The sequence below is a fragment of the Enterococcus xiangfangensis genome (assembly GCF_005405365.1).
GTDB lineage: Bacteria > Bacillota > Bacilli > Lactobacillales > Enterococcaceae > Enterococcus_A > Enterococcus_A xiangfangensis.
On sequence record NZ_BJDX01000001.1, the window covers coordinates 76815 to 89788 of the forward strand.

Here is a 12974-nt window from a genome sequence, read left to right on the forward strand (position 1 = left end):
GGTTCAAGTTTCTTGATTTATTTTACGTATTGCTTAACTAGCTCTTCGACTTCTTCCATCGTATCGCATTCTTTCAAGGCTTTTTCAGCTAATTCAGCCATGTCAGTCGTTGATAGACGTTTCATCAAACTACGTGTTCTAAGAACAGATGTCGCACTCATTGAGAACTCATCTAATCCCATACCCATTAATAACGGAACAGCGGTTTGATCGCCGGCCATTTCGCCACACATACCTGCCCATTTGCCTTCAGCATGCGCTGCATCGATCACGTTTTTGATCAAACGTAAAATTGATGGGTTATATGGTTGGTATAAGTATGAAACGCGTTCGTTCATCCGATCAGCTGCCATTGTGTATTGGATCAAATCGTTTGTTCCAATACTGAAGAAGTCAACTTCTTTAGCAAACTTGTCAGCTAAAACAGCCGCTGCAGGGATTTCGATCATGATTCCGACTTGGATCGTGTCAGAAACTTTCACGCCTTCTTTAACAAGTTTTTCTTTTTCTTCAACGAACAATTTCTTCGCTGCACGGAATTCTTTTAATGTTGCGACCATTGGGAACATGATGCGTAAGTTTCCGTGAACAGAAGCGCGCAACAATGCACGTAACTGTGTACGGAACATGTCGTCGCCTAATTCAGATAAACTGATACGCAATGCACGATAACCCAAGAATGGATTCATTTCGTGAGGTAATGTTAAGTAAGGTAATTCTTTGTCTCCACCAATATCCATTGTACGAACAACGACCGGTTTGTCGCCCATGCCTTCTAAAACGGCTTTGTAAGCTTCAAATTGATCATCTTCAGTTGGGAAATCAGAAGAATCCATATATAGAAATTCTGTACGATACAGCCCAATCGCTTCAGCGCCATTGTTATGAACGCCTTCAAGGTCTTTTGGTGTACCGATATTAGCTGCTAATTCAAAGTGCTTGCCGTCTGCAGTAATAGTTTCCGCATCTTTCAGCTTATCCCATTCTGCTTTTTGCGTCGCATAAACTTCGCCGGCTTTTTTGTATTCAGCTGCTTGTTCGTCAGTTGGGTTCACGATTGTTTCGCCAGTGATCCCGTTAACTGCAAGCAATACACCGTCTTTAGCTTTAGCAGTGATTTCTTTTGTCCCAACGATTGCTGGAATCTCTAATGAACGAGCCATGATTGCTGAGTGTGATGTCCGTCCGCCGATATCAGTAACAAAAGCTTTTACGAAATTTTTATCTAATTGCGCTGTATCACTTGGCGTCAAGTCATGTGCGACAACGACAACTTCTTCATCGATCATTGATGGATCTGGTAATGTCGCGCCTAATAAATGTGCCATTACACGTTTTGTAACATCACGGATATCTGCTGCACGTTCTTGCATATAAGCGTTATCATCCATCGCCTCGAACATGCCGATATACATATCAGTTACTTCTTTAAGTGAACTTTCAGCATTCACTTTATTATCTTGAATATGTTGTTTGATTTGACCAATCATTTCTGGATCTGAAAGAACCATTAAATGAGCATCAAAAACTTGTGCTTCTTCTTCACCTAAGCTCTTTGCTGCTTTATCCCGAATTTTTTCTAATTCAGCAGAAGAAGCTGCCAAAGCGTCGTCTAAACGCTTTTCTTCGGCAGCAGTGTCTTCTACATTATTTTGTTTGAAAGATAAATCCGGTTGTACTAGCAGATAAGCTTTTGCAACGGCAACGCCATCGCTTGCGGCAATACCTTTTAGTAATTCAACCATTATTCGGATAATCCTTCCTTCTTCATTGTTTCTACGATTGCTTCGATTGCTTCTTTTTCGTCAGCGCCTTCAGCAGTAATAGTCACATCAGAACCTTGGCCAACACCTAGAGACATAACTCCCATGATTGATTTAAGGTTAACTGATTTTCCTTTATACTCTAAGTTGATGTCAGAGTTAAATTTGCTTGCAGCTTGCACTAATAAAGTTGCAGGACGTGCATGAATCCCTGTTTCTGCTACTACGTGAAAATCTTTTTTTTCCATATTGACCGTTCTCCTTTGTAAAAACAAATGTTTTTTTATGTTAGGGCATCCATGATACTATCCATCATTTTAAGCCCTTCATTTCCTTAGATTACCATTTTTTGGCGGTGGATACAACCAATTTTAATTGATTTATTCTCGCAGAATGTATCCCCTTTCTTAAAATACTCGCTTCAATCGGATAACTCCCCTATTTCTCCTGTTTTCATATATATTCCATAACAATCTTATCGCTTAAAGAGACGTTGCATCATTATTTTAGCACTCTAGTTGGTCGATTGCTAATTTTTTGAGCAAACTGTTTGCTTTTATCAAAAATCACGCTATAATTGTTTCAAGGTCAGCAATGGTCAAAGAACTGACCAGCGTATCTTTTTACTAGATTCGCTTACTCGATGTACAATGGAAGAAACAATCAACTATTGAAAGGGTGAAAATAATGCTTTGCCAAAATTGTCATGAAAATGAAGCAACTATTCATTTATATGCAAATGTCAATGGTCAACGAAAGCAGTTGGACTATTGTCAAAGTTGTTATCAAAAATTAAAGAATCAAGCTGGAGGTGCTCCACAAATGGCAGGAAATGATCCATTTGGTTTTGGAAGTTTAGATGATTTGTTCCGCTCAATGTCTCAACAAATGCAACAACGACAAGGCGCCGCAGATCAAACGCCGCCTACTCAATTTGGTGGTGGAAATGGTATGAATAATCAACCTCCCCGCAATAACGGCGGTGGTGGTCTATTAGATGAATATGGGATCAATATCACCGGTCAAGCTCGCGAAGGAAACATCGATCCAGTTGTGGGACGAGACGAAGAGATCCAACGCGTGATCGAAATATTGAATCGGCGAACAAAAAATAATCCTGTTTTGATCGGCGAACCAGGTGTTGGTAAAACAGCTGTCGTTGAAGGATTAGCTCAAAAAATCGTAAACGGCGACGTTCCGCAAAAACTGATGGACAAAGAAGTCATTCGCTTAGATGTTGCTTCTTTAGTACAAGGAACAGGGATCCGCGGACAATTTGAAGAACGGATGCAAAAACTGATTGAAGAGATTCGTCAGGCTGAAAATATTATTCTCTTCATCGATGAAGTCCATGAGATCGTTGGCGCAGGCGCTGCTGGAGACGGCAACATGGATGCCGGCAACCTTTTGAAGCCTGCTCTAGCACGAGGCGAATTACAAATGGTCGGTGCTACGACATTAAATGAATATCGAATCATTGAAAAAGATGCAGCTTTAGAACGTCGGATGCAGCCAGTTCGTGTTGAAGAACCTTCTGTTCAAGAAACGATCGAAATTTTAAAGGGACTGCAACCACGTTATGAAGATTACCATCATGTAAAATATACAGATGTCGCAATCAAGGCTGCTGCAGAACTATCCAATCGCTACATCCAAGATCGATTCTTACCTGATAAAGCAATCGACTTGTTGGATGAGTCTGGTTCTAAGAAAAACTTGACGATTCAAATTGTTGATCCTAAAACGATCGAGAAAAAATTAGCGGAAGCAGAGCAACAAAAATCCCAAGCTTCTCAAGAAGAAGATTTTGAAAAAGCCGCTTACTACCGCGACCAAATCAATAAATTGCAAAAAATGAAAGAACGCCAATTAACAGATGAAGAAACACCAGTCATCACTGAAAAAGATATGGAAAAAATCGTTGAAAAACGGACTGGAATCCCTGTTGGCGAACTGAAAGAAAAAGAACAAACACAACTGAAAAATCTAGCTGATGACTTAAAACAACACGTTATTGGCCAAGATGAGGCTGTTGATAAAGTCGCTAAAGCAATCCGTCGTAATCGCGTCGGCTTAAATAAGAAGAATCGTCCAATCGGTTCATTCCTGTTTGTTGGACCAACTGGTGTTGGTAAGACTGAATTAGCTCGTCAATTAGCTGAAGAGTTGTTCGGCTCAAGCGATTCGATGATTCGTTTTGACATGAGTGAATACATGGAAAAACACAGTGTCTCTAAATTGATCGGTTCACCTCCAGGTTATGTAGGTTACGAAGAAGCTGGACAATTAACTGAACAAGTTCGACGTCATCCATACAGCTTGATTTTATTGGATGAAATTGAAAAAGCTCATCCAGATGTTCTGCATATGTTCTTACAAATCCTTGATGATGGTCGTTTGACCGATTCACAAGGTCGAACTGTCAGCTTTAAAGATACGATTATTATCATGACCAGCAACGCTGGAACTGGTAAAATCGAAGCCAACGTCGGTTTTGGTGCCGCAAGAGACGGCGTTACCCGCTCTGTCTTAGGACAATTAAAAGATTTCTTTGCACCAGAATTCTTGAACCGTTTTGATGGGATCATCGAATTCAGCTCATTATCAAAAGAAAACTTGATGAAGATCGTTTCCTTGATGTTAAATGATGTAAACGATATGTTGGCAGCACAAAAACTTAACATCGATGTACCAGATAATGTCAAAGAAAAATTAGTCGATCTTGGCTATGATCCTGCTATGGGTGCTCGCCCGTTGCGTCGGACAATCCAAGAAAATATTGAAGATGGCATTGCTGAATTTTACTTAGAACATCCAACGATCACTGATTTGAAAGCAAAACTTGATAAAGAGGACCACATTATCATTACGTCAAGACCAGAACGCTTGGCCAAAGAAGACAAAAAGTAATGGCTAGTTTAAAGGGCTGCGACACAATTGTCACAGCCCTTTTTCTTAGCAAAATCTTTATCTTCACTCATTTATTTGAGCGTCTTTCTTCTTTTTTATTAATCTTTCTTATATAATTACTTTACAAATCAAGACTCAGAAAGTAGGTGTTTCGAAATGAAACTTATCAATGTCACGAATAGTCATTCAAAAATGGTTTACCAGCAACTAGAAAATACCGATGCCAATATGATAAAGGTCTATACGATTGGTAACACGACCGTCATTTATACTGATGCCTATAAACATGCAGAGATCGTTTTGAAAAATAGCAAACGAAACATCCAGCCATCAGAAATCGATTTCGTACATACATATTTCAAAAGAAAACTAGATCAAGGTGCTTATGATTTTGCGAATATCTCTTACTTAGAATCTCCGGGTCTATTTGAAATGTCGATTACTAAAAAATAGTTGAGGCTAGCCTCAACTATTTTTTTGATGGATTCTCTTTTGCCAAACAAAATCTGCCACCATTAAACTACCCTCTTTCCTATCAGCTAACGATAGAAAAGAGGGCAGTTTTTTAATAAATCTGAAATTCATGCTCTGAAAAATTTTAATGAATCAAATTTTTACATCAAACTCTTCAATTCAACCTCTGGATACTTATCCGCAAACCAACGCATCGCAAATTGATTTTCAAATAGGAACAGCGGCTGATCAAAACGGTCTTTAGCTAAAATATTGCGGCTTGAGCTCATCCGTTCATCTAATTGTTCGGGATTGATCCAACGAGCTATCTTGTTACCCATTGGTGTCATCACGACCTCAGCATTGTATTCGTTCAACATCCGATGTTGGAAAACTTCAAATTGCAACTGACCTACAGCACCAATGATGTATTCATCTGTCAAATAAGTCTTATACAATTGAATCGCACCTTCTTGCACCAATTGATAAATGCCTTTATGGAATGACTTTTGTTTCATCACATTTTTTGCAGTAACTTTCATGAACAATTCTGGCGTAAATGAAGGCAATTCTTCATAAGCAACCTTTAGTTTTCCTTCATATAAAGTATCCCCGATTTGATAATTCCCCGTATCATAAACACCGATGATATCGCCGGCAACAGCTTCCTCCACATTTTCGCGGGTATCCGCCATAAATTGAGTAACATTGCTCAATTTCATTTTTTTGCCAGTCCGTCCCAACGTAATATCCATTCCTCGTTCAAATGTTCCGGAACATACACGGACAAATGCGATTCGATCACGATGATTTGGATTCATATTTGCCTGGATTTTAAAGACGAAACCTGAAAATTCTTCTTCATAAGGTGAAATTGGTTCGTCTTCTTCTGTTTTATGTGCATGTGGTTTTGGCGCTAAATCGACAAATGTTTCTAAAAATGTTTCGACCCCAAAATTGGTCAACGCTGAGCCGAAGAAGACCGGTGTTTGATCACCGCGTTCGATTTTTTCAAGATCAAATTGATCACCGGCTTCACGAACCAATTCGACTTCTCCTAAAACATCTTCATAGATTGATTTTTCTTTCAGTGGATGAGCCCCAGCAATCTCCCCATCAGTCAATTTTACAAACCGTTCACCTTCATAACGTTCCGGACGATAAAATTCGATCCGTTCATTATGAATATCATAGATTCCTTCCAATCCTTTCCCCATGCCAATCGGCCAGTTCATCGGATAAGATTCGATGTCTAATAATTCTTCTAGCTCTTCCAACAATTCCAACGGCTCACGTCCGTCACGGTCAAGTTTATTGATAAAAGTAAAAATCGGGATGCCTCGGCGTTTGACAACTTGGAAAAGTTTTTTCGTTTGGGCTTCGATCCCTTTTGCGCTATCAATTACCATCACGGCACTGTCGACTGCCATCAATGTACGGTATGTATCTTCAGAAAAATCCTCATGTCCGGGTGTATCCAAGATATTTACTCGTTTGCCATCAAAATCAAATTGCATCACAGAACTAGTTACTGAGATCCCACGTTGCTTCTCAATATCCATCCAGTCTGATTTTGCAAAGTTCCCGGTTTTCTTGCCCTTAACCGTCCCGGCTTGTCGGATCGCTCCGCCAAATAATAATAATTGTTCAGTGATCGTCGTTTTACCAGCATCCGGATGGGAAATAATCGCAAAGGTGCGACGGCTGTCCACTTGTTGTTTCAAATTAGGATTGTTCATTCTATTGCTCCATTCATTTATCTAAATATCTAAAAATTTCAACCCAATCAGTATAGCATGGATTTTGCTTTGTTGGAAAGTTGAAACGTTCCGACAATCAAAGAGTTTTTCTAAAAAGATTATCTGATTGTTTTGATTTACCGGCGACTAAACCAGCTGTATAATCCCATCGGTCATTCCAACTTTCTTAAACGTTTGGAAAAACTGGCAAAAAGAAAACACTCTGCAAAGCAGAATGTTTTCTTTTGCTTAATTAACGGCGCGGTTCATCGTCTTCAAAATCTTTCGTGAAGAAGCGACGTTCTTCTTCTGGCTCAACATTTTCGTGCTCTTCTGGATGAAAGATTGCACGCAGAGTTAAGACACGCGAGCCTTCCATTTCTTCAGAGATCAAAGTCAGATCCTCCACATCAAAGGAAAGTTTTTCTCCTTCATCAGGGATCGTCCCTAAAGCAGTGATCAGATAACCAGCCATCGTATCAACGTCACTCATGTGCAGATTCAAGCTGAACTCTTCATTGAATTCATCGATCAGCATCTTCCCGTTTATCAAGTATTCATTGTCTCCGACTTTCTCATAAAGTTTTTCTACTTCGTCAGATTCATCATCGATTTCGCCTACGATTTCTTCTAATAAGTCTTCCAAAGTAACCAATCCAACCATTCCGCCGTATTCATCAAGCAGAATCGACATTTGATTTTGGGTCTTCTTCAACTCATAAAGCAAATCATCAATGAAAATTGTTTCTGGGACGAATAGCGGTTCTTGCAAAATCTTTCGTAAATCAACATTTTCAAAACCGAATTGACGAGCAGCTTTTAATAATGTCTTTGTATGCAAAATCCCTATGATTTTATCTTTGTCCTCATTGTAGACTGGAATCCTTGAATAGCTTTCGCTCAAGATCTCATCAACATTTTCTAATACTGGATCATTGATGTCGATCATGAAAGAATCTGTCCGCGGAACCATGACTTCTCGAGCAACTTTCGTATCTAATGAGAAAACGCCTTGCAACATCTCAATTTCTTCGTTGTCCAATACGCCTTCGTTTTCTAACATATATCGCATTTCGTCACGGGTCATCTTCGTATCTTCGTCATCAAACGTCATCGGTGTGATTTTAGCCAATGTGTTGGTCGAAGCTGTCAACAACCAAACGAAAGGTCTCGTGATCATTCCTAATTTACGAACAATTCCTGAAGTAAGTTGTGCTACTTCCTCGGTTTTGTTCATGGCAATTCGTTTGGGATATAATTCTCCAAATACAATTGAAACATAGGTCAATAAAAGCATGACGATCGCCGCCGCAATTGTTCGTGCAGCTGCACTTCCGCCTAATAGAGGTGCTAAACGAGTAGACAGACTATCTGCCAAAGAAGCCCCTGACAAGATATTGACTAACGTGATCCCAACTTGAATCGTTGACAAGAAATTATTCGGATTTTGAATAACTTCCAGTAATCTTTTTGATTTCAAATTGCCTTCTTCTGCCTTTTGTTCCACTCGGTTCTTATTAATCGATACCACCGCGATTTCAGCCGCAGCTAAAAATCCGTTGATTAACGTTAATATTACTAATAGACCTAGTTGTAAAATTAACGACTGACTATCGGGGTCAGCATTCATAATTGCATTCGCTCCTTAATTTAAAGTGTAAAAAAAGTGGCACAAGGCCACGATAAAATCGTATCACATCACCTGTTTTAATGCAATCTTTTACAAGCGAAGAGCCGCTAACTAATGTAAAAACTCTTGCTCTCGTTCCTCTTGTTTGCTGTGCTTGACTATTTTCACAACAAAAACGACTACTGTCCGTAAAATAGCATACACTGGAACGCCCAGAAAGACCCCTAAAACTCCAGAAAGCTTACCAGCAACTAATAAAATTAAAATAATCGTTAGCGGATGGATATTCAATGTTTTCCCGATCACATTCGGGTAGATCACATTGCCATCGACTTGTTGGACGATTAAGACAACCAAGATACACAATAACGCTTTGTAAGGTGAATCAAAGAACGTATAGACTAACGCAGGAGCTAGTCCTAAATATGGGCCTAAATAAGGAATCAAATTCGTCAGACCGGCGATTACACCAAACAAGAAGGCGTAGTCTACACCAATCAGCAAATAACCTAAAAAGGTAAACGTTCCGACAAACAAACATTCGATCGCTTGTCCGCTAATATAATCAGATAATGTTTTGTTTAATTGTTCCAAGAGTCCTTTGATGTTTCCCCGCTGTTTTTCTGGGAAAAGTCGTTCGATATTCGGAACAAGTTTTTCACCGTCTTTTAACATATAAAATAAAATGAACGGTACGGTGACCAGCAATAGTACTACAGTCGTGATTTTTCCGATGATTGAGCCCAATCCATTCGTCATTCCAGTCAATGATTGTTGGATGATACTGCCGGCTGAAACATCTAAGTTGCTGATATATTTATCAACATCTAATTCTTTGAAAATCGGGAATCGGGTTGCACTATCTGCTAGTTCTTGCAGCCAGTTTTGCATGTTATTGACAAAACTTGGGATATTCTTAGCCAATGACACCAACTGCTCCACTAAATTTGGAATCACGCTTAAGAAAATCAAAACTACCATACCGATCAGCAAAACAAAGATCAATGCAATTGCAATCAAGCGTTTGACTCCTAATTTTGCCAATAGATTTACTAACGGATTTAATAAATAATACAAAAAGCCCGCAATCAAAATCGGCGCAAACAACGTGGTGAAAAATGTCCCGATTGGTTGAAAGACAAAATCGATTTTTGATGAAACCAAAATTACTGTCGCGATGATCAATATCTCAAGTGACCAAAACATTAATTTTGAATTTTTTATTTTTTCAAACATCCATCTACTCCTTTTTTCAGTTTTAGTTTATAGTATACATCATGTAATGCAAAATCTGCTTGAAGAAGGTGTCATTATGAAAATTTTAATCACTAAGGATACGATGAGCGAGATCTACCTTGACGCTGTTCGTATTCGACAAAAAGTTTTTGTACAAGAACAAGGTGTTCCTGCCAGTTTAGAGATTGATAAAAACGAAGCCTACTCTGTTCATTTTGTTCTTTATATTGATAAAAAACCAGCCGCGACTGTTCGGCTACTGCCGTTGGACGATCAAACATTCAAACTGCAGCGGATGGCTGTTTTAAAAGAATACCGCGGAAAAAAATTAGGTGCTGCAATCATTGCAGAAGCAGAAACTTTTGCGCGGCAACAAAAGTTTACAAAAATTGAGTTAGGCGCACAGCTATCAGCTGAAAAGTTTTATCAAAAACTAGGCTATACTGCTTATGGCGAGATTTTTCAAGATGCTGAGATCGATCACGTCCATATGAAAAAAGAACTATAATTTCGTAAACGGCTAAAGCCGAAAGACTTGCAAAAAAGGCTGTACCAAATACTTGGTACAACCTTTTCTTTCTACTTCCGCGACAATTGCTTATAACGATCATACCAAATATCAATATAGCCTTGGGAAAAAGGCCCCTTTTCATTGTTAATCCAGTCTACTAAGATTTTGACGTTTTCCTTGAGGATATAATCAATTTCTTTTGAGTAATGCATCTGCTGACTATGGGCTTCATATTCATCCACGTCTAATAGACGTTTTTCGCCATCAGGAAAAACTTTGACATCTAAATCATAATCAATATATTTTAGTGCCTCGTCATCTAATACATAAGGTGATGCTAGATTACAATAATAAGAAACTCCTTTCTCTCGAATCATCGCTATTATGTTGAACCAGTATTTTTGATGAAAATAAACGATCGCTGGTTCGCGAGTGACCCATCTTCTGCCATCAGATTCTGTGACCAATGTATGGTCATTCAAGCCGATCAACGAACACTCGCTGGTTTTTAATACCATGGTATCACGCCACGTTCGATGCAAACTGCCGTCGTGTTTGTAACTTTTGATTGTCACAAACTCTCCTTCTTTTGGTACTCCCATAGCTACCCTTCCCTCAGCGAAAAAAATTTCCGCATTTGTTTGGGTGTTATCACACCGACATCAGAATTATTATAGCAATAAAATGTAAGATTGCCTACTACTCTTTGTCGTCTGCTAAATTATTTTCAAAAACTTCCAGCATTTTTTGCTGTGGCTTTGGGAAGACATAATCAGAAAAATCTTTTGGCTGCACCCATTGACCTGCGAGTGTTAACGGGCCTGTATTGCGTCCATAAAAAACTAAAATATGCCAACGCAAGTGGCTAAAGACATGTTTGACCTCGCCAAGTAATTTTTTTTGCCAAACAACTGCTTGTTCAGAGAAAAAAGGCGGGTTGTCTTCAGCGACTAAGGAACTAGAAAACAGATCCCACGCTGCTGGATCGTAGCGTTTTTGAAACGCTTGAAATTCTATCTGTGAGACCTCTTCTAGCGGAAACAACCACATATTGGCTAACAAACCAGATTCTGGTCGCCGTTGCAGAAAAATTTCTTGCTGCTGATTCTCTATGATCCCTGCAATATAGTAAACATCTTTAGGTTTTTGTTTTTTTGACTTAACAGGAAAATCCGTTTGACGTTTTTCTTGATATGCTTGGCAATAGTTTCGAATAGGACAACTCTCGCATTGCGGACTAGTTGGTGTACAAATACTAGAACCTAAATCCATCAATGCTTGATTGAACTCTCCCGGTTGGTTTTGACTAATGATTTTCCGCATCGCTTCATCAAAGACTTTACGACTGCTGGCTTTGGCGATATCTGCTTCGATGCAAAATAAACGGCTGACGACTCGCATCACATTGCCATCGATCGCAGGTTCTGGAATTTTGAACGCGATACTGCTGATAGCACCAGCCGTGTAAGGCCCAATCCCTTTCAACGAACGGATTGCTTCGACAGTTGTTGGAAATACACCGTCAAATTCTGCTATGATTTGCTTTGCTGCGGTTTGCAAATTACGCGCACGGGAATAATAGCCTAATCCTTCCCACACTTTCAACAATTTATCTTCTGGCGCATCCGCCAACTCCTGGATCGTCGGAAATTCCTCCATGAAACGATAAAAATAATCAATCACTGTATCGACTCGCGTTTGCTGCAACATGATTTCTGAGATCCAAATACGATAAGGATCTTGATCATAACGCCATGGAAGGTTTCGTTTTTCCTGCTGATACCAAGAAAGAAAATCAGCTTGGAAATCGGCAGTCATTTCCGCATCCCAGTTCTCCCAATTTTTACTCATTAGCGTCCTCTTTCCTTTGAATAAACGCATCAATCTGATCTAATTGAAAGCCTTTTTGATACAGACTTTGTTTGACTTTTTGGCGTTTTTTTGCTGGTTCAAACCGTTGATTTTTCCGCCATAATTTCTCTCCTTGTAATTCCAATGCATCGACCTCTTGATCCAAAATATCAGAAAAATCGATCTCGGCTAAGACACTTTTGCTAATATCACTATTAAATCCTTTGGTCATCAGCAATTGCTGCAGTTTTTGCCGCGCTTCTCGCTGACTACTGCGATGAAATTTTTTTAAAGCTTTTTGAGCGGTGTGAAAAGCAACTTGGAACTGCTCATCGTCCTCATAAAGATAGAGTGCTTGTTGGATGTTGTTGTCACTCACACCTTTTTGTTTCAATTTTTGCTGCAAGACTCGTGGTCCCTTATCTCCTAGGCGCATTTGTGTACGAACATAGCTTTCGCTGTAAACAAGATCATCTACTAAATTTATTTCTTTGAGTCGTTCGATGATTTTTTGTCGATCCACTTGTTCGATCTCTTTATCCTTTAAGTAAATATGCAGCTCTTTTTCTGTTCGCAATTGGTAACTTAAATAGTTCAAAGCTAGCTGAAAGCCTAGATCTTCTTTTCCTTCTTGCTTGATGGCTTCCAACGCTTCTTCAGTTAGTTCTTGTCCTTTGAGTAAACGGTGACGCACGACAGTGTCTTCTGACAAGCGTAGCTTTTCACCATTAGAAAATTCAACTTTGTAATAAGGCCCGCGACCTTGACTGATCTTTACTACTGTCAACATCTTGTGTCCTCCTCTTTTAACCAAGTATCTTTACTATACGTTTAACTTTAGAAAAAAATCTTTTTAACTGAAAGATATCCAGCTGTTGCTC

11 protein-coding genes are annotated in these 12974 nt (G+C 39.3%); 3 read left to right on the top strand and 8 right to left on the bottom strand.

The genetic code is table 11. The features are described from left to right. Positions 1–17: 17 nt before the first annotated feature. Both ptsP and FFM68_RS00410 read right to left on the bottom strand, forming a co-directional pair. Positions 18–1745: a phosphoenolpyruvate--protein phosphotransferase gene (gene ptsP, locus FFM68_RS00405; protein WP_137617477.1), complete on the bottom strand. Its 1728-nt coding sequence runs from the start codon at positions 1743–1745 to the stop codon at positions 18–20. Then, positions 1745–2011 (bottom strand): phosphocarrier protein HPr, encoded by a 267-nt coding sequence (locus FFM68_RS00410; protein WP_137609395.1) that lies wholly within the window; start codon positions 2009–2011, stop codon positions 1745–1747. The genes ptsP and FFM68_RS00410 overlap by 1 nt, the downstream gene beginning before the upstream one ends. Before the next feature lie 439 nt (positions 2012–2450). Between FFM68_RS00410 and FFM68_RS00415 the strand changes: the two genes are divergently transcribed. Both FFM68_RS00415 and FFM68_RS00420 read left to right on the top strand, forming a co-directional pair. Beyond that, entirely contained in the window at positions 2451–4673 is a 2223-nt protein-coding gene (locus FFM68_RS00415; RefSeq protein ID WP_137617478.1) for an ATP-dependent Clp protease ATP-binding subunit, read from the top strand. Between the two features lie 156 nt (positions 4674–4829). Then, positions 4830–5126, top strand: a complete 297-nt coding sequence (locus FFM68_RS00420) for a DUF1827 family protein (RefSeq protein WP_137617479.1) — start codon at positions 4830–4832, stop codon at positions 5124–5126. Between the two features lie 161 nt (positions 5127–5287). Here FFM68_RS00420 and FFM68_RS00425 read toward each other — a convergent pair whose 3' ends face one another. From FFM68_RS00425 to FFM68_RS00435, 3 genes are all read right to left on the bottom strand, one after another. Further along, a complete protein-coding gene (locus tag FFM68_RS00425; RefSeq protein WP_137617480.1) occupies positions 5288–6865 on the bottom strand; it encodes a peptide chain release factor 3 in 1578 nt (525 codons plus the stop codon). Positions 6866–7118: 253 nt separating this feature from the next. After that, positions 7119–8495, bottom strand: a complete 1377-nt coding sequence (locus tag FFM68_RS00430) for a hemolysin family protein (protein WP_137617481.1) — start codon at positions 8493–8495, stop codon at positions 7119–7121. A gap of 111 nt (positions 8496–8606) precedes the next feature. Further along, positions 8607–9731 carry an AI-2E family transporter gene (locus tag FFM68_RS00435; protein WP_137617482.1) on the bottom strand — a complete coding sequence of 375 codons (1125 nt, stop codon included), beginning with the start codon at positions 9729–9731 and terminating at the stop codon, positions 8607–8609. Between the two features lie 76 nt (positions 9732–9807). Here FFM68_RS00435 and FFM68_RS00440 point away from each other — a divergent pair, with 76 nt between their 5' ends. Beyond that, positions 9808–10239 (top strand): GNAT family N-acetyltransferase, encoded by a 432-nt coding sequence (locus tag FFM68_RS00440; RefSeq protein WP_137617483.1) that lies wholly within the window; start codon positions 9808–9810, stop codon positions 10237–10239. 71 nt (positions 10240–10310) lie between these two features. Here the strand turns inward: FFM68_RS00440 and ntdP are convergent, their stop codons facing one another. From ntdP to recX, 3 genes are all read right to left on the bottom strand, one after another. Next, positions 10311–10844, bottom strand: coding sequence for a nucleoside tri-diphosphate phosphatase (gene ntdP / locus FFM68_RS00445; RefSeq protein ID WP_010740416.1), 534 nt, complete (start codon positions 10842–10844; stop codon positions 10311–10313). A 97-nt stretch (positions 10845–10941) separates the two neighbouring features. Continuing rightward, on the bottom strand, positions 10942–12093 hold the full coding sequence (gene mutY, locus FFM68_RS00450; protein WP_137617484.1) for an A/G-specific adenine glycosylase: 1152 nt from the start codon (positions 12091–12093) through the stop codon (positions 10942–10944). Further along, positions 12086–12883: a recombination regulator RecX gene (gene recX / locus FFM68_RS00455; RefSeq protein WP_137617485.1), complete on the bottom strand. Its 798-nt coding sequence runs from the start codon at positions 12881–12883 to the stop codon at positions 12086–12088. The genes mutY and recX overlap by 8 nt, the downstream gene beginning before the upstream one ends. Positions 12884–12974: the final 91 nt, after the last annotated feature.